Origin of the sequence: Streptomyces sp. NPDC059169 (assembly GCF_042755225.1) — a bacterium.
Classification (GTDB): domain Bacteria; phylum Actinomycetota; class Actinomycetes; order Streptomycetales; family Streptomycetaceae; genus Streptomyces.
Genome location: NZ_JBHZCF010000014.1, coordinates 225,447 through 245,474, shown reverse-complemented (window position 1 = coordinate 245,474; position 20,028 = coordinate 225,447). Strand labels below are relative to the sequence as shown.

Annotated in this window: 10 protein-coding genes and 1 pseudogene; 2 read left to right on the top strand and 9 right to left on the bottom strand. The window is 68.4% G+C overall.

Annotation, left to right across the window (positions count from 1 at the left end; genetic code table 11):
• Positions 1-478 precede the first annotated feature (478 nt).
• Positions 479-1,057 carry a hypothetical protein gene (locus ACFXOM_RS25275; RefSeq protein WP_385039412.1) on the bottom strand — a complete coding sequence of 193 codons (579 nt, stop codon included), beginning with the start codon at positions 1,055-1,057 and terminating at the stop codon, positions 479-481.
• 783 nt (positions 1,058-1,840) lie between these two features.
• On the opposite strand from ACFXOM_RS25275, the gene ACFXOM_RS25270 reads away from it, so the two are divergent.
• The gene (locus tag ACFXOM_RS25270) at positions 1,841-2,665 is read left to right on the top strand and encodes an SDR family oxidoreductase (protein ID WP_385039409.1); all 825 of its coding nucleotides are present in this window, start codon (positions 1,841-1,843) and stop codon (positions 2,663-2,665) included.
• 168 nt (positions 2,666-2,833) lie between these two features.
• Here ACFXOM_RS25270 and ACFXOM_RS25265 read toward each other — a convergent pair whose 3' ends face one another.
• From ACFXOM_RS25265 to ACFXOM_RS25255, 3 genes and pseudogenes are all read right to left on the bottom strand, one after another.
• Positions 2,834-3,247, bottom strand: a complete 414-nt coding sequence (locus ACFXOM_RS25265; protein ID WP_385039407.1) for an NUDIX hydrolase — start codon at positions 3,245-3,247, stop codon at positions 2,834-2,836.
• A pseudogene (locus tag ACFXOM_RS25260) lies at positions 3,244-3,345 on the bottom strand (NUDIX hydrolase); the annotation flags it as partial. The pseudogene ACFXOM_RS25260 and the gene ACFXOM_RS25265, both read right to left, overlap by 4 nt.
• A 130-nt stretch (positions 3,346-3,475) precedes the next feature.
• Positions 3,476-4,690, bottom strand: coding sequence for an IS110 family transposase (locus tag ACFXOM_RS25255; protein WP_385039404.1), 1,215 nt, complete (start codon positions 4,688-4,690; stop codon positions 3,476-3,478).
• Between the two features lie 246 nt (positions 4,691-4,936).
• On the opposite strand from ACFXOM_RS25255, the gene ACFXOM_RS25250 reads away from it, so the two are divergent.
• Positions 4,937-5,668 (top strand): endonuclease domain-containing protein, encoded by a 732-nt coding sequence (locus ACFXOM_RS25250; protein ID WP_385039401.1) that lies wholly within the window; start codon positions 4,937-4,939, stop codon positions 5,666-5,668.
• A 53-nt stretch (positions 5,669-5,721) separates the two neighbouring features.
• Here the strand turns inward: ACFXOM_RS25250 and ACFXOM_RS25245 are convergent, their stop codons facing one another.
• From ACFXOM_RS25245 to pglX, 5 genes are all read right to left on the bottom strand, one after another.
• The gene (locus ACFXOM_RS25245) at positions 5,722-7,878 is read right to left on the bottom strand and encodes a DEAD/DEAH box helicase (RefSeq protein ID WP_385039399.1); all 2,157 of its coding nucleotides are present in this window, start codon (positions 7,876-7,878) and stop codon (positions 5,722-5,724) included.
• 52 nt (positions 7,879-7,930) lie between these two features.
• Positions 7,931-9,283, bottom strand: a complete 1,353-nt coding sequence (gene brxD, locus ACFXOM_RS25240) for a BREX system ATP-binding protein BrxD (protein ID WP_385039396.1) — start codon at positions 9,281-9,283, stop codon at positions 7,931-7,933.
• A 121-nt stretch (positions 9,284-9,404) separates the two neighbouring features.
• Positions 9,405-12,320, bottom strand: coding sequence for a BREX-2 system phosphatase PglZ (gene pglZ, locus ACFXOM_RS25235; RefSeq protein ID WP_385039394.1), 2,916 nt, complete (start codon positions 12,318-12,320; stop codon positions 9,405-9,407).
• On the bottom strand, positions 12,320-16,213 hold the full coding sequence (locus tag ACFXOM_RS25230) for a phage resistance protein (RefSeq protein WP_385039391.1): 3,894 nt from the start codon (positions 16,211-16,213) through the stop codon (positions 12,320-12,322). The genes pglZ and ACFXOM_RS25230 overlap by 1 nt, the downstream gene beginning before the upstream one ends.
• A 23-nt stretch (positions 16,214-16,236) precedes the next feature.
• Positions 16,237-19,995, bottom strand: a complete 3,759-nt coding sequence (pglX, locus tag ACFXOM_RS25225) for a BREX-2 system adenine-specific DNA-methyltransferase PglX (protein WP_385039388.1) — start codon at positions 19,993-19,995, stop codon at positions 16,237-16,239.
• Positions 19,996-20,028 lie beyond the last annotated feature (33 nt).

Below are 20,028 nucleotides of genomic sequence, written 5' to 3'. Positions count from 1 at the left end.
GAGCCATCGGAGGCAGCCAGCATGAAAACCATCCCTGCCCCACCCGCGCAGTCCCAGAGTCGCGAACTCACGGGACGCACTCAAGAAGGTAGGGCGGCATGACCTCGGTCACGGCGCTTTTCGTTGTGTGGAACAGCTTCAGGCCCGACACCTTCCCCTCCTCGGCTAGGAGTTCAACAACGTCGAGCAGGTGCAGGATTGTTTCCGCGAGGAGCTTCAGAGCCGTGAAGAAAGCGTGAGCGCGGGTCAGTCGCCCGCATCCCCTCCTCCCCTGCGGAGCTGCGGCCCACGAGTCAGCACGGGAGCCTCTGGGCATCCCAGCACACGATCCCAGCACGGGAAGAAACCGCACGTGGCCCACCACGCCGTTTAACGCCTGGAGCGCGAGCGCGGCGCGTAACGAGGGGTCCGGAGGGAGGGGCGTCGGCAGGGGTGCCGGTCCGGCGTTTCGCACGTGTGAAAAATCCGGTTCCAGGGGTCAAAGGCCCAGGTACCAGTAGTGGTCCAGGCGCGATTCGGCCTCCTTCTCCGTCATCCCGAGCAGCTCAGCGATCCGCGACAGCGGTGTCTCGGCCTTCCGGACGAGCGATGCAGCAGCGGGGCCGGTGTCAGTGACGATCGCCTCCAGCTCCCCGGCTGCCTTCACCACGGCAAGCGGAGCGTCGTCGAGAAGCTCGTCCAGGCACCCACGTAGCCGCCGCAGCAGGTCGGCAAGGTCATCGGGCAGCGCCAATGCCACTGCGGCGACCTGGTCCATGTGCTCATCCCAGTCCCGCTCGGGCCCCGAGGTGTCGTAGCCGCCAGGGCCGTCGTCGCGGACCTGCTCCCAATCGACTGGGTAGGTGCCCTCACCGCGCCATCCGCACACACACCGCCCGCGCAGTGTCGTCGCCGTGGGCCGGCGCATCGTGCCGTCGTACACCCACCAGTCGGTCGACTTCTCGAAGTGCCCCCCGCTGCCGAGGTCGAAATAGATCGGCCTGGGCTCGTTGCCGTCAGCTAGCAGCACCCCAACCGCTCCCACGTGCGACTCGAACCCTTCACGCGTCCAGTTCATCGAGCTTCCCTTCGCACCATCTCTTGTGAGGACCGGCCCTGCACACAGTCCGCCCACGACCCACGATGCAGAACCCGATCGACGTTCCGCAGGCGAAGGCAGGCATATTCCACAGGCAATGGATGTACAGGAAGTCTCCGCGCGCCCGCGAGCTCGCGGGGCGGGGGGAGGCAATGTGAGCGTCGTTTCCCCTGTCCGCTCTCAGCCAAGCCTCTGCTCGGCGCCGAGATCGCGGCGCATCGCCTCGCGTAGGCGGGCAAGTGCCGCTTCGTATTCAACCCGGCTTCCGGAGTACGACGGTCCCCGGCGAGCGTTCCAGCGGCGGCAAGGTCCCTGATGTCGCGCAGGCGGCGGAAGACCACCTCGGAGGCGCTCACCACTCCCCGGGCTGACGATGATCGACATCTGGTAGCGCACGCCGTAGCAGGGGGGAAGCTATCGCGAGCGGCGTGCTGCCGCTCAGTCGAGTCGAGCTCCTCGTTGCGAGCGAGGCCGCGGAAAGCGTTCCTGGCCTGCGAAAGGCATGTCAGGTACTCGGTGTACAAGACCCGGCGCACATCAACCAGGTGGTCGTCCTTCGCGCGCCGCCACCGGCAACGTTCGAGAAGCGCAGCGGACGCGGTCGCGATCACGGCGCCAACGCCGGCGCTGAATTACGTCATCCACGGCATGCGGCAGAACGTAGGACAGCCACCGGCAGGCCGAAACGGTGCCAATACAGCCATCGGCCAGTTCCTCACAAATCAGCCCCGGGCGGTGACGATCCCGCTTAGCGTAGGCGGCATGAGGGTGCTGATTATTGGTGGGAGCGGTTTCCTCGGGACCGAGTTGGTGCGGCAGGCGACTTCCGCAGGTCGTGACACGTTCGCGACATTTAACTCCAGCCCTCGCGACACCGCTGGCGCGTCATGGCGCCGCCCCGATCTCCGGGATCCCAAGCACCTCACCCAGGTCATCGACGCGGTAACACCGCGCCTGGTAATCAACGCGACCAGCGGCAACGCCGATTGGGCGGTCACCGCCGACGGCTCCTTCCGGATCGCCAAAGCGACAGCGAAGCGCGGCATCCGTCTCGTACACGTGTCCAGCGACGCCGTGTTCTCCGGGAACCGCGTCCACTACGACGAGACCTGCCCTCCCGATCCACTCACCCCCTACGGGGCTGCGAAGGCCACCGCTGAGACCGCCGTGCGGCTCCTCCACCCTGACGCGGTCGTCGTCCGCACCTCCCTGATCATCGGCAACGGCCGATCCGCCCACGAACAAACAGTGCACGAGCTGGCCGCTGGTACTCGGGACGGCGTGCTGTTCACCGACGACTACCGCTGCCCCATTCATGTCGAGGACCTGACGGCTGCCCTGTGGGAGCTGGCGTTGTCCGAAATGGCCGGCGTATTCCACCTCGCTGGATCCGACGCGATCAGCCGCTACGACCTCGGGGTGCTCATCGCCCAGCGTGACGGCCTCAACGCCTCCCGGCTGCCCGCCGGCCGGCGCGCGGACACGCACCTGCCGGGAGCCCTCGACGTGCGTCTCGACAGCCACGTCACACGGCGTCGGCTGAGCACCAGGGTCCGCGGTGCCCGCGAGTTCCTCGGCGAGCAGTGAGGAGAGAAGTCTGAACGGACTCGCCTGGGTCGCAGCGCCAAGGTCACTGGGCCGCACGCCCACCCGGAGGAGCCCCGCCTGGAACCGGCCCGGAAGGCATCCGCGCGTCTCATGGCCGATCGCCTCCTCCTGACACCGTGCCACAGCAGCAGCCGAAGACCGGACCAATCAGGCAGTCAGTGCTGCGTCAAGGCAGTCCTGTACCGGCTCGAACAGTCCGTACGGCACGTACTGCGGGATCTCGCCATGCGCCACCCAAGCAAGCTCGGCCAGCTCCTCGGTGTCCGCGACGTGAGCAGTACCGTCCACCACGTCGCAGGCCGTGTACGACATCAGCCGACCCGTCTTCGGGTGAACTCGCTCGCCTAGCAGCTTCACGGCGACCACGTCCAAGCCGGTCTCCTCCTGGGTCTCCCGCACGGCTGCGGCTTCGCGTGCCTCCCCCGGCTCGACCTCGCCGGCCGGGAACTGCCAGGAGAGCTGTCCCTCACTGACCCGGCGGCGCACCATCAACACACGCTCCTCGTTGACGACGATGGCTGCGGCGATGCCCGGTCGTTCCTCCGCGTTCGGCTGCGTCACGTCTGCTCCTCCAGGACAGCCAGGATGGGTGGGAAGACCGTATCGACGGGAATGAAGCGGGGCACCGCGTTTCTTGGGACCCACATGACGTCGATGTTGTGCCGGGACACGCACAGGAACGTCGCGCCGCGGGGCCAATCATGCGTTCCGTGCCCGGCTCTTCTGGACTGCGTCGTGGTGATCAGCGGCGAAGACAGGCGGGGAAGCCACTGATGCTCCTATCGTCGGTCAAGCGGCGGTGAGCCACTGGCGGTAGGCATCGGCGAAGGCGTCGTCGCGGCGGAGGCCGCGTTCGATGTTGGAGATGACGGCGGGCCACACGCCGAAGTGGTTGGCGGCGGCGGTGAGAGTGATGTTTTTCGTCTGCCGGGCCGGACGGAGGTCCGCGATCTCGGGGACTTGGACCGGGGTGGTCAAGAGCCGGAAGACCTCGCGGGCTATCGCGCGTTTGAGCAGTCGGATGATCTCCTTCTTCGTGCGTCCGGCGGTGGTCTGTCGGGCGACGTACTCGCGGGTGCGCCGGCATCGGGCCATCCTCACGAGCGCGATGCGGTAGAGAGCGGCGTTGGCCGCCCGGTCGCCGCCCCGGGAGAGCCGGTGCCGGTTCGTCTTCCCGCTCGACGCGGGGACGGGTGCCGCGCCGCACAGGGCGGCGAAGGAAGCCTCCGTGCGAAGGCGGGCCGGGTTCGCACCGGCGGTGATCAGCAGCTGGGCGGCGGTGTCCGGACCCACCCCATAGGCGGCACGCAAGCCTGGGTTGAGGATGGTGACCAGCTGGTCGAGCTCCCCGGTCAGGGCCGTGTGTTCCTCGGTCAGGCTCTGGACCCGCTTGGCCAGCGTCCGCAGGGCCGTCAGGAGCGGGGAGTGCGCGGGGTCGCTGGCCGGCCGGAGCCGGGCAAGGGTGGTGACGCGCTTGTCACCGGACAATGCGCTGTACTTGGCGCGGATGGCGTCGGGGGCGGTGATCAGGAGGTGCGTGATCTGGTTGAGCGTCGCGGTGCGGGCCTTGATCGCCGAGCGGGCGGCGGTCTGCAGAGCGCGTATCCCGACGATGGCCCCGTCCTTCGGAGCGCTGGTCGCGCGTCCGGAGACGACGGCGCGGGCCGCGGCGTATGCGTCGATCGGGTCGGACTTGCCGATCCTGCGCCGTTCGGCCTTGTCGGGCCGGTTGACCTCGACGACGGCCAGGCCGGCCTGCCGGGCGGCGTGTGTGAAGCCGGAGCCGTACGAGGACGTGCCCTCCACGCCGACGGCGGCGACGGTGCCGTGGGCCTCCAGGAAGGCGATCGCGGCGGCGTATCCAGCAGCGTTGGTGGGGAATTGGGCGTCGGCGAGGTGCCCGCCCCGGTCGGTCACCACGGCGACGTGGATGGTGTCGGCGTGCGAGTCCACCCCGCCGACCACGAACTGGTCCCTCGTGTCCGCAGCCTCTGTGCCTGTCATGCTGGAGATGCCTTCCTTGCCGAAGGTAGCTCCGGCCGGAAAGGGCAGACAGGACAGTCAGGGGGCCTCTTGCCAGGCTCCTATGAGGTCATGCTCCGCCCGGCCGGAGCCCTGGGAACCGGGCCCCGGCGGTCGGACAGATCAAAGCAAGGACAGCCCAGCAGGACGTCAGTCAGTGATTGGGTCACGACCACCGGGGACCCGGATATCACTATGACTGTCAGTGATGGCTGATACACATTAGGGATGCCTGACGTTGTGTCCCCCACCCCCGAACCGGCATGCCACCGATGGAAGCCACCGACCGATCTGGACCCGAAGTTACCGTCGTTGGGGAAGCTGATCGCATGGCAGCGTGACCAGTGCGCGATGTGCGGAGGATCCGCCGCTGGGTGCGTGGTGGATCACGACCACGCCACGGGGCTCGTGCGGGGGCTGCTGTGCTCCAACTGCAACACGACGGAGGGCAGGAAGGGACCCGAAGACGAACCGTTCGCGTCCTACCGCCGCCTGCCGCCCACGGCGATCGTCGGTGTGACGCTTCCGTACCGCCCAGGCGATCGTGCGTACTCCTACCGATGCGATCGCCACCTCGGCTACCTGAGCATTCCCTCCGCCTGGTGTCCTGGGGTCAACGACCTCATCCTGCTTGACGATCCATCGGATCCGACAGTCATACCGCGTGCCTTGGAAGAACATGAGCGCCAGAACCCGGGAATGGGAGACATGGCTCGGATCAAGCTAGTCGCGTTCGAATGCGTGGGCGACCTCCGGCCGAACGGCACCTGTCGCGATCAGAGGAGGCACCTGGAAGGTGAGCCTCCGCCAGCGACGCCAGTGTTCGCGCCCACTCGCGCCGCCCGGGCACAGAGTCTGACTGGCACTCTGGCCGACGGTCGGGTACTGGACATGCGTAACAGGCCCCGTGGTCTGCCGCGCCGCGGATCAGCCCCTTTATGGAGGCGCGTCGACCGTTGAGGCGGTTCGTATCCCGCACTTGGTTAGGACCGCTCAGGGGCTGGATCTTGGTTTTAGCCGCCCCATTCCAGGCGCACGGACTCCCGGGCGGCGGCGAGGGCGCTGTCAAGGTCGGCGAGGCGTTCGGCGAGGGTGGTGGTGGCGAGTCGGGGCGGGAGGGCGGCTGAGAATTTGAGGCCACGAACGGCGCGCGGGTCGACGGTGGGCAGGGTGAGGGAGTCGGGGAGTTCGGCGCGGGCGGTTTTCCAGTCCTCGGGCGCGAGGTCCTGGCGAAGTCGGACGTGGGTGTCGGTGGGGCGCTGGACGGGGTCGGAGAGCTTGCCGAGAGAGGCTGCCAGGGTTGCGTTGGCGCGGTAGCCGGCCCAGGTCCACCAGCGGGTGGCATCCGCGTCGCGGACCAGGAGGGTGCCTGCCGGGTGTACTTCGTGGGGTGCACGGTCCATGCGGAGTTCGGCGAGGGTGGCGGTGGCTCGGCGAGTGAGTCGGACGTCGGGGTCTGTGCCGAGGAGGACGTCGCGCATAGCGCGGGTGAGGGCGTAGGACAGGCCCCGGGCTTCGCTGCCCTGCCATTTGGCGATGCCGCCGTCTTCAACGGGTTCGACGAATGCGCGGCGGCGGGCCCAGTCGATGAAGGTGACCTGCCAGCTGCGGCCGGCCAGGAGCAGGCGGCGCGGGCCTGGGCGTTCTTCGGTAAGGACGGTGGGGTCGGTGGTGCCGATCTCAGTGCGGCCGGCGAGCACGGTGAACTCGGGAGGTGCGGTGAAGGAAGCGGTCAGCTCCATGAAGTGGCGTCGGCCGAAGTGTTTCTCGGCTTCGGTGCCGATGAACAGCATGCCGCCGTCGCTGTCGAGGAAGCCGCCTTCGACGAGGTGGGACAGGAGGGGGGCGGCGGAGCGGTCGAAAGGTGCCAGACCGTTCCATTGTTCGGGCCACAGGCGGTCGCCGAGGCGGTGTTCCTGCAGGGTGACAGCGAGGAGTTGTTGTGCGACGAGATGGCGGGGCGAGGGGGGCGGGGTGACGGGTTCGACCCAGCCGCGGGTCCACAGGGTGAGCAGGCCGGCGGCTTGGAGGAGGGCGTCGGGCCGGGTGGCGAGGAACAGGCAGTTGCGGGAGGTGCCGGTGCGGCGTCCGGTACGGCCGATGCGTTGCAGGAAAGAGGCCACCGTGCTGGGTGAGTCGATCTGGATGACACGGTCGAGGTCGCCAACGTCAATGCCGAGTTCGAGGGTTGAGGTGGAGACGATGACACAGTCGCGTGCTTCGGCGAACGCCTGCTCAGAGCGGGCACGTTCGTCGGTGGAGAGGGAAGCATGGGAGAGGAACACGGTGACGTCGCGCGCTCGTAGTGCCGCGCCGAGCTCCTCGACCTGCTTGCGGGAGTCACAGAAGACGAGCCGTTTTTCGCCCTTGTGCAGGGCGGAGATCACCTTGGCAGCGTTGGCGAGGGATCCGACGTAGTCGAGTTCCACCTCTCCCGCAGGGCGCGGGAGATTCTCGGCGTCTGCTGCGGTCCCGCTGGCCTGCAGGGTCACGCCGGGAGCGACGACTCGGCCGGGGCGGTCGGCGGGGCTGGCGCCCTGGAGCCAGGTGAGCAGGGTGTCGGGGTTGCCGACTGTGGCGGAGAGGCCGATGCGCTGGATCCGTTGGCCGGTCAGTCGCTCCAGGCGTTCGAGTACGGCGAGCAGGTGCCAGCCGCGGTCGTCCCCCGCGAAGGCGTGCACCTCGTCGACGACGACGGCGCGTACGCGGCCCAGCATGTGCGTATGGTCGGTCTTGACGCTGATGAGCATCGCTTCGAGGGACTCGGGCGTCGTCAGCAGGAAGTCGGGGGACTCGGTGCGGATGCGGCGGCGCACGGACTCGGGGGTGTCGCCATGCCAGAGCGCGGCTCGGCGGCCCAGCCACTGGGCGTAGCTGTCGACCCGGTGCACCAGGTTGTTCAGGAGTGCCTTGAGCGGGGCCAGGTAGAGGACGGATGTGCCGGTCCAGTGCTTCTCCCGCATTGCGGACAGCATCGGGAAGGTGGCGGCCTCCGTCTTTCCGCCGGCGGTCGGCGCGAGCAGGATAGCGTCCTCGCCGTCCATCAGCGGGTGCACGGCCGCCTTCTGCAGGGGGCGCAGATCCGGCCACCCGAGCGTGTTGACAATGTGGTGCAGGACTACCGGGTCGAGGCGTTCCACCGGGTCGGTGCCGCGCGGCTGATCCTGCACGTCTATGGCTCCTGCGCTGGTCGTTAAGGTCGGGACTTCGAGGAATGGCTCTTCAGATGTCGAGGTCGAGGTCGTCCGCGGAGACGGCCGTCGCGGGCGCGGCAAAGTTCCGTTCGGTGGCGGTGAGGTCGCCGCTGGAGACCGTGAGCTTGTAGTGCGTGCGCGGGTCGAAGTCGGCGAACTGGTCGATCCGGTCAAGCACATCTCCGACCAGTTTCTTCAGGTACAGCCGTGGTGCTACTCCGACCCTTCCTCCGAGACCACCGCCCACGGCCCGTGCCAGGTCGGTGAGGTACGCGTCGTCGGCGAGCTGCTTGATCCGGTCGGGGGACTGGGAGCCTTCCGCGTACAGGTTGCGGATGGTGGCGCCCAGGCCGGTCAGTGACTGCTCGGTGAATCCGGGCAGCCGGATCTGGACGGCTCGTGGGTTGTCGAAGCGGGGGTCGGTGGTGAAGTCGGTGGCGAGGCGCTGGGCGAGTGGTGCGAGTCGCTGTACACCCTGCTGTCCGTCGTAGAAGGCGGGAGTTCCGGTGATGACGAGGTACAGGCCAGGGAAGCGGCCGGAGTGGACCTCGTCGATGAGCTGCCGCAGCGCGTTGAGTGCCTTGTCGCGTGCGTCGGAACGAACCCGCTGCAGGGTCTCCACTTCGTCCAGGACGAGGACGAGTCCGGCGTGCCCAGCATCTCGGAGCACGGTGAGCAGGCCCTGCAGGAAGCCGAAGGCGCCGAAGTGGTCGAGGTCGCCGCGGACGCCTGCGCTGCGTCGGGCGGCTGCGGCAACGTGTGGCTGGCCACCGAGCCAGGCCATGACCGCAGCGGCGGTGGCCTCGTCGCCGGCGTCCAGAGACTGCTTGTATCCGCGTAGGGCGGTGGCGAAGGCGGGGGCGTGTCGGGAGACCTCGGCAAGCCGGGCAGTGAGAAGCCGATCCACGGCCTGCGGCAGCTCGGTCTCACTCGCGCCGTCGGCAAGTGCGTCCTCCTCCAGCGCGTAGAACCAGGCGTCGGCGACCGGTCGCAGGGCGCTGGGCGGGAAACTCACGGTGGTCAGACGCTCGGTGAGTCGCCGGTAGACGGTCTCGAGCCTGTGCAGCGGGGTCTCGGTCTCCGACACCTGTACTTCGGCCACGGCGAACGTGCGTCGTTTGGCGCGTTCGCCGAGCCAGCGGGTGAAGAAGGTCTTGCCGGATCCGTACTCGCCACGCACGGCCTTGAACACCGAGCCGCCGGCGGCGACGGCGTCCAGTTCCTCATCGATTGCCCGTTCGAAGCGGCCCAGACCGGTCGCGAGCAGGTCGAGGCCGCTCTCGGGGACAGCGCCGCGCCGCAGCGCATCCACCACGGCGCGCCGTCGCACGACGCCGACCGGGGTGGCGGCCCCTGATTCTGAAGATCCAAACGCGTTCACCCGAACAGTCTCCCATCCGGCCGCCCACCTGGCCGGATACCGATGCCAACGCCGGGCATCCAGCACGCGGACGCGGCGGGCCGGGAGACCGGCCCGCCCGATGCAGGCGCCCTGCGCTGGTTCACAGCCCGAACTGCTCGATCAGCTGGGCGCGGTGTAGGCGAAGGGTGCGGTTGTCAGGGAGGATCTCCAGGATCTGGGCCCCGTCGTAATTGAGGAGCTGGGCGAGGGTCGCTGCGAAGCCGGGCGCACGCGTGGCAGGCTGGCCCGCTCGCTCGGCAAGAGCAGTCATCGGCAGGGTGCCGGCCTCGACGAGCGCGACCAGCGCCTTCGGGAGGACGGTCTTGTCGCGTGGCTTACGGGCGAGCAGGTCCAGCTGTTCCTTATACAGCTCGGTGGCCATGAGCCGCTCGACCAGGGCAACAGCAGGGTCTTTGGACTGGTTAGAGGAGGGTGCGGTCTCGGGCTCGGGCACCGACTCGACGCGTTCCTGCGGTATGGGGGGTGCCACCTCGTCCTCGCCGAACAAGCTGATGGCGCCCTCGGGCGTGGGCGGGGCGGCCTTCTTGGTCTGCTTCCGGCGCGGGCTCGCCTCGGCGGCGGGCACGGCACCTGTGTCCGCTTCGTTCTTGGCGCCGGCCTCGACGACGACACCGCTTTCGGCGTCCTCCGTCCACCAGGAGGGTGTCGGGTCGCCCAGTTCCCGCCATCCGATCGGCGGCTCGGCGCCGAAGGGAAGCAGGGCGAGGAGCGGGATGGTGAACTCGGCGAGGGTCGCACCACCGTGGTAGCCCGCCTTGAGCGCGGTGTACCGGGTGTCGTGGTCCCGCAACGCGACGATCCGCGATCCGGGCTCCGGCCAGACCACCCGAGGCCCGGACAGCTCGATCTCGGCCGGGGCAACGGCTCCACCAGGAGTGCGGTGGCGGGCCGAACCGATCGTGCCGCCGACCGCATCGAGCTTGGTACCGCGCCGCTCGACTACATGGCCGTGGTCGGAGGTAAGCAGCACGGTCATGCCATGCGCCCGGGCAGCCCGCAGCAACGGTTCCAGACCGCCGATCTCCTTGGCCCGCCACGCGCCGTCGCCGAGTTTCTGCTCCTTGCCGAGGCGATCGTCGACCGTGTTGAGTACGACCGCGACATGGGTGCGTTCGTCGGCGAGGGCTTCGGTGAGGGCAGTGGAGAAGGGCGAGCCGGTGTCGGGGCCGCGCAAGTCATCCTTATGGAACACGACCGCTGGTGCCCCGTTCCAGCAGGAGTGCTGGGGGAAGAGCCGCTTCTCGTCGCTCTGGTCGCCCTTCATCAGGGTGCCCGCGAACAATGAGGTCCGGGATACGGCCGTGAGGGTGGGCAGCGCGGCAGCCACGCCGCGCCGGACGGGCGCTCCGGCCGCAGCGGGCAGCGGGTCGAACTCCGCCCACTGCCCCCGGAGTTCTTCGCCAAGCTCCGCTGCTATCGCCGCGCTCATCCCATCCACGAGCAGGAGCAGGACCCGTCGGCCGGGGCTGGTCACGACGGGTGCGACGACGCGGTCCAGCAAGCTCTCCACGGTGAGCATGGCGCCGGGAGAGGTGCCATCCGCGGTCCACACCGCGAGCCGCTCGGAGAATGCGCGGTCCAGTTCGCGGCGCTTGTCCCGCGCCTGCGCGCCGATTCGGCTGTACGCGTCGGCGAGTACGTCGTCTGGGTCGCCGCCCGCTTCGAGGTGTTCCAAGGCTCGGTCTACCCAGCCGAGTTCGTAGATCTGGCGGGCGGTGCCCTCAGCGACCGAGGCGATACCGGCCTCAGGCGAGCCGGCAAGCCACTGCCGCAACCGCGCCGCCATCCTCACTCGCTCGATACGGGCCCGGGTGGCGCCGTCGGCGGCCAGAGCATGGTCGGCGAGCGCGGTGACAGCAGCGGTGATCGTGTCGGTGCCGCCGTCGGCGAGGGCACGACCAGCCGCAGTGAAGCGGGCATCGAGTCCGGCCGAGAGCAGCGGGCTGGCAGTCGCGGCAGCCTGTGCCCCGAACTGTGCCACGAGTTGTGCGGCCCTAGTCAGTACTGGGTCGGCGAGCCGGTGCTCGCCTCGGTCGACGAGACTGCGGACGAACGCCTCGCCGCTGGAACCGAAGGAGGCCAGGAGTCTGTCGAGGTCGTCGCCCTCGGCGGGAGGCTGTTCGCCGAGCCACCGCTCGGCGCGCCCTCGCGCCCGGTACAAGTCGTGGTCGGCCTCCGCGTGCCCCCACAAGGCGGCGCAGACGACCGCGTAGGCGGCTGCGTCTGCCCCGTGTTCGGCGCTCACCAGGGCGGTGATGATCTTTCCGGTGGAGCCGCCCTGTTCGGGTTCGGCAAGGAAGCGGGCCAAGCCGGCCCGTTCCGGTCCGCGCAGGTCGCGCAGGAGGTCGGGGCCGCCAGGGGTGAGGGTCCATCGGAACAGTGCGACGGGGTCGATGCGGTCTCCGTCGTCGTGTGCGGCCGGCCCGCCCAGCGCATCCGTGTCGTGACGGCCGATCCTGAGACGGCGCCTGGCCAGCCGGGTGAGTGCCTCGTCTCGGGAGAGCACTCCCTTACCCAACGATGGCCAGCCGCGGGTGGCTGCCGCGTCCAGGAGCGCTTCGGCCGCCCAGGTCTCGCTGCGCAGTCGCCCGTCGAGGTCGCGTGCGTCGAACGCCTCCTGCACGACCTCCCAGTTGTCGACGGACCGGATCCTGCCGCCGTAGACGCGGGCGAGCAGCCCGGGGTCGAGGTCGGTGTCCTCGCGGTCGGTGAGGACGACCAGGACCTTGGGGTCGGGGGGAGTTGCCGCGTCGAGGTGGCCCAGGATCTGCTCGTGTACGGCCAATACCGAGGGCCCGACAGCCACGCGCGCCCGCAGCCCGCCCGCTGTCTGTTGCACGGCGGGCCCGTCCCAGGCCGGATCGGCCCGCAGCAGCAGGACGCGGACCGTGCCGTCGCCGAGCCGGCTGCGGGCGGCGAGGTACTGGCGGACGGTCCCCGCCGGCAGCCGGGCGAGACCGGCGGACGCGGGCGCTGTGGTGACGGTGTCGGACATCAGTCGACAACCTTCCAGACGACCTCGACGGTGGCGTTGGGGTTCTCGGCCGCGAGCGCCGCGATCTCCGCCTGCAACTCGGCGGCAGCCCTCGCGGCGGTGGTCCGCCCACCGCCGGAGCGGACAACGGACCGAGACGGCGTGCGAAGCTCCGGCTGCGCCACCGGCTCCGGCAGCACCTGCGGGTGAGCGGAGCCGCCGATCAGGTCCACATCGTCCGAGCTCGGCGACGGGGTGGCGGGAGGTTGGGGCCGCTCGGCCGTAGTCTGCCGGGACCTCAGCAGGGACAGCACCTCCCGGCCACTGGCCTGCAACACGCCCGGCAGGTCGGGGTAGTCCCCCGGATCGCCGGCGGCGGCAGCTCGCACCCGCTCCAGGACCGCCGCACCGTCCACACCGAGGGTGTCGGCCAGGCCCAGCTGGTCCCAGCTGGTGTTCTGCAGCGCGGCAGCGACCTTCCCCGCGCCCTTGAGGGACATGGCGTAACGGTGTGCGGTGAAGTCGCCGAGGTCGAAGCGTGCGAGCCGGTCAACGACGGTCTTGGCGTCTATGCCGGCCTCCGTCACCGACTTCACCAGCTCCTGCGCCCGCCGGGCGAGGACGAGGCGGGGCGAGTCGTCGTCGAGGCGCAAGAAGGAACGGTGCTTCTCCAGTTCCCCTACGAGCCGTCCTGCGTCCTGGGCGAGCACGGCGGCGGCCTGCTTGATCTGTCCGGCGAATTGGTTGACGATCCGCCCGCGACGCAGTTGCGGCGACCGGTCCCCGAGCACGGTCTCGTACCGGCGGCGCGCCTCGGTCCAGTCGTCCTCACTGGGCAGAGCCTGCTCGCGCAGGGCGTAGTCCCGCTTCAGCTCATGCGGTGCAGGCGCCGGTTCGACCGGGACACCGCCGCGTACCCACACCCGGTCGGTCATCTCCGCGTAGGCGGCGGCGAGCAGCCGGCGAACCGGCTCGGGCAGTCCGCGCGGCTCGGGAAGTTCGCTCCAGTCGGAGAGCTTGACCAGAGTCGGCTCGGCGGTTCCGTCCCGGCGGGCCTGGCTGGTGAAGTGGTCGGGCCAGGTGGTGGATTGTCGGTAGTACGCCTCCCGCATGGTGCCGAGGCCGAGGCCGCCCGCGATCCGCGCCATGGTCTTGCGGTCCTTGCCATCGACCTCAACCTGTCTGTCGCGGTCCTCGGCGGCCTTGCGCACGTACTCGAAGACGGTCCTGATCTCGGCAGGTTTCACAGGCTTGCCGGTGCCGTCGGGGTCCAGGTCGGGGTGGGCGGGGTACTGGTGGGCAAGCAGCTTGCCAGCCAGGTCGCGGGCGGCGGCGTCCAGCGGTGCACCGAGCGGAAGCCGAAGCTCGGGCACATCCTGCTGGGCTACCAGGTGGGTGTCGAAGCCGAGGTCGACGACCCCTTCCTGCTTTTGCGCGAGCCCGTACGCCTGCCGCAGCGCCTGGGTGACCCGCTCGGTGAGGATGTTGCGCTGCGACTGCAGCATGCTCTTCGCGCGCGCCTTGTCGTCAGCGTTGAGGCTGCGTGCGAATTCGGAGTCGAAGCGAGCCTCGTCGGCGAGGGCCTTGTCGATGACGACGAGACGCTCGAAGTCACTGCGGGAGGCGTCGGTCAAGTGTGTGGGCAGCCAGGCCAGGGTGCGCGAGTCGCCGCCCGGCTTCTCCCGCAGGGCACGCAGCCGCTGCAGGTCGTCCATCGGGCCGAACTCGCCCTCGTCGTACGGGAAATCGACGACGAGCCGCCAGGCGTCGTCCTGGCTGGGCCGCAAGGTCGCCTCGGACAGCGAGTCGACGTCGGCGACGTGGCCGAAGACCACCTCAATCTGTCGTTCCGTGCCCTTCCACACAAGGTCGAGCACGTCGTATGCGTCAAAGCCGCCGGGCCCGTCGCCAACCCCGAGCGCGTCCTTGAGCAGGCTGCGCATCTTGGCGCGCCGGTTGCCCAGGTTGTTGTGAACCTGTGCGTTGGCGAGGACGGCGTCCAAGTCGACGCCGGTGAGCTCCAGACGAACCACCGACCCCGGCCCGGTACCGGCGACCTTGATCTCGGGAAAGGTCGCCGCCCACTCCTTCACCTTCTGCTCGAGCCGGCCGACCTCGGTGCCCGCGATGCGGGTGGTGATGGAACCGTGGTTGAGGGCGTGCAGCCGCGCCAACGTGAGGTCGGCGAGCGCGGGCACGCTGGGCGCGAGCGCCGACAGCAAGAGGGTCTGCAGGAGCCGGCTGTCGCCGGTGAAGTCGCGGCAACGGGCCGCGAGCTGCGGGTCGCCCAGGCTCTCGGGAGAGCGTCGGTACGCCTCGACCTGGTCCTCGGTGACCTGGTTGGTCTTCAGCAGGTACGGGCGCAGCTTGTCCCGGTACAGCTTGTCGGCAGCCTCGAAGTGGACGTTGGTCTCCCCGCTGAACGCCTTGTCGCCGCCGCCTGCGATCGCCGGATACAAGTCGCCGAGCGGCACGAGCTGTCCGAGCCGCCAGTCGTCACGGTGGTCGACGAGCAGCTGGCTCATCAGCTTCAGGCCGGTGCGGGAGCGCTGCAGCGCGGCAGAGATGTGCACCAGGGTGTCCATGAACGCCGGCGGGAACGGGTACGTCCGCCTAAAAGCGTCCTCGTCCGCGCCGGTGGTGGACTTGTCGTGACCCAGCAGGGTGTCCCACACGTCCGGGCCGAGCTTCTTGGCCTCGGCGAACGCCGCGTCCACCTTCGCCTCGGCACCCGGCACGGGCTTGAGCAGGCGAGCCTGCGCGATCTGAGGAAGGTTGCGGTCTTCCAGGACGATCTCGTCGTAACGCCCGCCGTTGAGCTTCAAGGTGTCCTGCACTGCCGCCTCGGCGGCACCCGACATCTCCTCACCGACCAGCTCACGCAGATCGCGCTGACGGGCGATGAACGACACCACGGGAATGGCACGCCGCTCGTCACCGCCCTCCACGAAGTTCGTCACCTTGCTGGATTCCCTGCCCAGCACCTTCTGGTCGTGGATGAGAGTGGCCAGCCACAGGATCAGCTCGTCCATGAACAGGATGAGCCCGTCGTAGCCCAGCGCCTTGGCGTGCGCCGCGATGACACTGAGCCCCCTGTCGAGGGAGATGAAGCCGCTGACGTCCTCGGAAGCATTGCGCGCGAAGGCTGGGAACAGCGTTCTTGTGAGGTCCTGCACGAGGCGGGCACGCAGGTCCCTCGGCGTGGAGGGATTGTCCAGATCGAGGCTCTTGGTGTTCTCGTGCTCCTCCACCGCGTCCATGGCCTCGTCGAGAAGGCTGCTGGTCCAGGTGAAAGAATCACCCCATTCGTCCTCCTGGCCGCCGGCATCGGCGAGCTGCGCGATCACCCAGTCGTCGCCGTTACGGCGGCGCTGCTCGGCAAAGTCCTCGAAGATCCCGTCGGTCCGGTAGACCTGCGGCAGTGGGCAGTCCGGATGCAGCTTGCGTACGTGCTCCACGTACTTGCCGAGCACCCGCTGCTCCAAGGACTTGGAGCCGAGCATGTGGTACGGCACCAGCAGGAACTTGCGGTCATCCGCGTCGAGCCAAGAGTGCCGGGCCCGCACCGGATCGAGCTCGCTACGGTTCCGAGCGGCCTGGTTTCGCGAGAGCAGCGCGTAAAGCACCGCCATGAAGTGCGACTTACCGGAACCGAACGAACCGTGTAGATATGCCGCTTTCGACGAGTGGCTGTCGAGCGCCGACTTGATCAGGTCCAGGGCCTCGTCGAAGTTACCCAGCAGCCGGTCGGTGACAACGTAGTCCTTCAGGGCCGCCTCAGCCCCGTCGGGGGTGACCGCCTCGTTCAGCTTCAGCACGAAGTCGGAGGTGGACACCGACTCCGGGATGTCGATCAGCTCCCGCAGCAGCGGCCGGTCCTCGGGGCGAGAGTTGTTCCTACTCATGAATGCCATGGTGTTTAAGCTCCTCGCCCTGATCAGTCGGACTCTGCGCCGGTGACAGCATCGGTGACGTTGTCCGTGACGGACATCTGGACGGCGGCCTTCGCGCCCGTTCGCTTCTTGGGCGCGGCTGCCTTCTTCGCGCTGCCGCGGGTGGCCGCGTCCGGGCGCCAGGCCCGCAGCGCGTCGTCGGTCAGCCCGAGTTCGCCCTGCTTCTGCTGCCGGAACGCCAGGATCTCGGCAGCCGGCGACGCACCAAACCCCGGGTCGTACTCGCCGTACCACTGCTCCAGCCACGGCTGCAGCTCAAGCAGCCCAGCCAGGTAGGGCACGAGGTCGTCCTCGCCGAGCCCGGCCTGCTGGATATGGGAGGCGAGCGCGAGGGCCTGCTCCAAGTGGTCCCAGCCGGCCCACCCGTACAGCTCTGGCGACTGTGCGTTGGCCGTGCCGTACGACACGAACCGCTCCTTGGGTACATCGAGCTTGCCGCGCTCACGCCAGTAGCTCGGCTTCAGGAAGTCCGCCGCGGTGTACTTCGGCGGCACGGGCGTCTCCTGGCGGATCTGCCGCTTGGTGGGCTCGTCAGAAGCGGCGTCCACCTCACGCTGCCTCTCCCAAACGTACTCCCAGTCGGCACGCTTCTTGAGCCCGGACGGCTTGTACCGCAGCGCGGAGACGAACGGCACGTGCTCCTCGGACAGCAGCTCCCGTACGGTCTTCGCGAGGTCCTGCCGAGGCGCGTACAGCTCGGCGACGGACACGAAGTCCTGGTCCGCGGACAGGTTTTCGGCGAGACGGGCGAGGGTGATGACAGTGGGGTTGCCGCTAGCGTCGAACCAGTGCGCGCGGTCCTCAACTCGGTCGAGCAGCCAGGACTTCAGCGCCTTCTGCCGCATCGCGTCCCAGCCCTCGGTGGCCCAGCGCCGCTTGTACTCGGGCCGCTCCACCATGCCGATAGCGCGGTTCGACTCGATGACGTCGATTCGCCTCTGCACGAGCGCCTGGTAGTCGGCGGGCCAGTGCGCGGGGATCTCCGTGATTGGCGTCGAGCCGTGCCGCTTGAACCACTCGCCACTGGCCTCGCCAGCCGCGACCTGGCGCGCCAGAACGATCTCGAAGGCGCGCTCACCGAGGGCGAGTTCGGGAACAGCGGAGGCGTCAGACAGGCGAAGATCCTCGGAATGCAGGTCGTAGAGGGAGTACACCTGCCAGTCCAGCTCGTCCTGAAGGGCGATCATTCGGGCGCGAATCGAGTCGTAGCGGGCTTGGGCTGCGCGGAGGTCGGAAGCGTTGGGGGTGACATCGTCGGCGAGGGCGGCGGGCGTCGTCGCGGAGAGCTGCTGGGCAAGGGCCTCGAGCTCAGCGGCGAGGGCGACGGGGTAGTCGACAGGGAGGGGAAATTCTTGGAGCTTGGTGCCGGTGAATTCGTAGAAGCGCTCCCACGCCTGCGACTTGTAGCCCTCATTCACACCCTGACTACCCTTGTCATGGCTGACCATCTTGAGCCAGAACCCGGCCGTGGAACTGTTGAGCAACCCAAGCAGCGCCAGATGCTCCTCCGTTGTGGCGTCCTCACGGAGCTTGATTGCCTGGGCCGAGTCCTTCACGGGGAGCCGGCCGGTCTGGAGGTAGAAGTGATTATGCGTCGCAACCTTTGCGTAAACGATCAACTTCTGCGCCTTGACGCGGGATCCGTAAACCTCACGCCATGAAATCCAAGGAATTCCCCTGTCGAGCATCGTGATACTGAAGCGTTTGCGAAGTTCCAGTACGTGACGCAGTGGCCACATGAAGCGCAGCAAGTCCTCATTCTCTGCGCCTTCGAGAAGCTTCATATCTTGGTCGTACGGGCTGGTGAGCCAGGTCGCGCCGGCGAGCCCCCAATCCCGTACCTCATCGCCATTAGCGACAGCGGTGGGCCTAGCACCTCGCTGGCGGGCGGCAGCAGTGTTCACCGAGCCAAAGGCGTTGTCCTCGCCAGTAACGATAGACAGGCCGAGTTCTTGTGACGCAGTTCGCAGCCGGGTTCCCGTGCTTTCGACGATCTTCAGGATGTCTGGTGCGGCACCGCCTGTCAGGCTCCATGGATGCTTTGACAGGTCGTCACGTCGCGTGTCGCGAACGCTGATCCATTCGGTCTCGGAGCCCGGGGAGTCGGCCTGTTGGGTGATAGCCCGCCAGACGAGTCCATCCTCCGCCTTCTCCGGAGCCGCTGGCTCCCCCTGGACGCTCCGGACGGTGCGGATGGTGGCCCGGCGAGCGCCCGTGTAATCCAGCGGGCGGCCGACGAGGATGACCGTCGGAGTCCCATGCCCCGGGATGTACGCCCCCGAGGTGTCGATAACCTCCGTCAGTTCGACCTGATCCCGGAAGAAGCTCTCGATCAGCTTCGCCCCGAACTCCCTCTTCATGAACGAGTTCGCCGTGATCTGGCCGACCATGCCGTAGCCGAGACCGGACTTTCCGTCGCCCCGGACCGCAAGCTCGAAGAAGCGCTGCGCGAATGGGACTGACAGCGCGTACGTACCCGCGCACGCGCTGTACAGCTTGCGATACAACTCGTTGAGCGTTTTGTCCTTGACCGTGATGTACGGAGGATTCCCCACGACCACGTGGTAACGGCCCCGGTTCAGGATCTGCGGGTACTCGAACACGTCCTCCGTACTCAGCGCGTAGTACGGGTCTTCGGCGTCGCCCGATTCCACACTGTCGCCAAGGCTCAGCTGCTCGTCGCCGAAGAGTCCCTCCTGCCGGTGCTCCGTCGGCAGCAGCGAGTCACCCACCGCGAGTTGGACCGGCCACTCGTACTTCCGCGCCTCTGCGAACGTCCGCATGCCGCTCGAAGCCATCGCCGCAACCAGCAGCCGGAAGCGGGCCACCGCAACCGCGAACGGGTTGAGGTCCACCCCATGCACGGACTCCAACGCCGCCCGCACCCGTTCGTACGGGCCGACTTCGGGTCGCTGCGACGCCCACATCCGCACCAGCCGCCGGAACGCCCCGAGCACGAAGTGCCCCGACCCACATGTTGGATCGATCATCTTCAGTTCTTCGAAGCCGAACTCCCGCACTGCCGGGGTCAAAGTCCGGTCGAGGATGAACTCCTCCACGAACTCCGGAGTTTGCAGCAGCGCGTACGTCTTGCGGGCCGCCTCGCTCAGATCCTGGTACAGGTCGCCGAGGAACCGGGTGTCCCATCCCTCGGTGCCGTCCTCGCTCAGCGGGTCGCTGAAGTCGTGTACGAGAACAGGGCCGCCGGCACCGCCATCGCCGTCTCCGCTGAGCTCTCCCTCGCCGGCGCGCTGCTCCCGCCAGAACGCGAGCAGCGCGCCAGCCCCGTCGTGCGAAAGCGGGATCTGGTAAAGCGGGTTGTGGTCGCGGTCGAAGAGCAGCCGCCCGGCCTGCCCGGCGCCCAGCTCTGCGAACGCCGTCTCCAGCCAGCCTCGGTACGTCGGGTCGGCGTCCTTCTCCAGGTACTCCTCGTACCGCGCCTGCGCGGTCTCGCGCCCAGCCACATCCGGGGCGGTGATGTACGGCTCAGCGATCAGCCTGTTGTCCTCGCTGAAGCGGACGAAGACGGTGCCGAGGACCCAGGCCACCGCAACCTGGGTGATCCGCTCCCCGAGCCAGGCGTTCCACGTCGCAGCCGTACGGCCCAGCTTCCGGGCCTGTTCATACTCACCGCGCAGCCGCGTCCCTACCTCGGGAACAGCTTTGACCTGCTGCTCAAGGTCGGTCTCTGCCGCCTTGACCTGCTTCTGCAGGTCGGCGAGGAGGCTCTTGCGGTCGATCACGGAACGGCTCCTGGAGAGAAATCGGAGAGGGCG

Bases quoted from the DNA above. Each gene is read 5' to 3' on its own strand.
- ACFXOM_RS25270 (WP_385039409.1), top strand. From the start codon at position 1,841: ATGAGGGTGCTGATTATTGGTGGGAGCGGTTTCCTCGGGACCGAGTTG.
- ACFXOM_RS25230 (WP_385039391.1), bottom strand. From the start codon at position 16,213: ATGGCATTCATGAGTAGGAACAACTCTCGCCCCGAGGACCGGCCGCTG.
- ACFXOM_RS25255 (WP_385039404.1), bottom strand. From the start codon at position 4,690: ATGACAGGCACAGAGGCTGCGGACACGAGGGACCAGTTCGTGGTCGGC.
- pglZ (WP_385039394.1), bottom strand. From the start codon at position 12,320: ATGTCCGACACCGTCACCACAGCGCCCGCGTCCGCCGGTCTCGCCCGG.
- ACFXOM_RS25275 (WP_385039412.1), bottom strand. From the start codon at position 1,057: ATGAACTGGACGCGTGAAGGGTTCGAGTCGCACGTGGGAGCGGTTGGG.
- ACFXOM_RS25250 (WP_385039401.1), top strand. From the start codon at position 4,937: ATGCCTGACGTTGTGTCCCCCACCCCCGAACCGGCATGCCACCGATGG.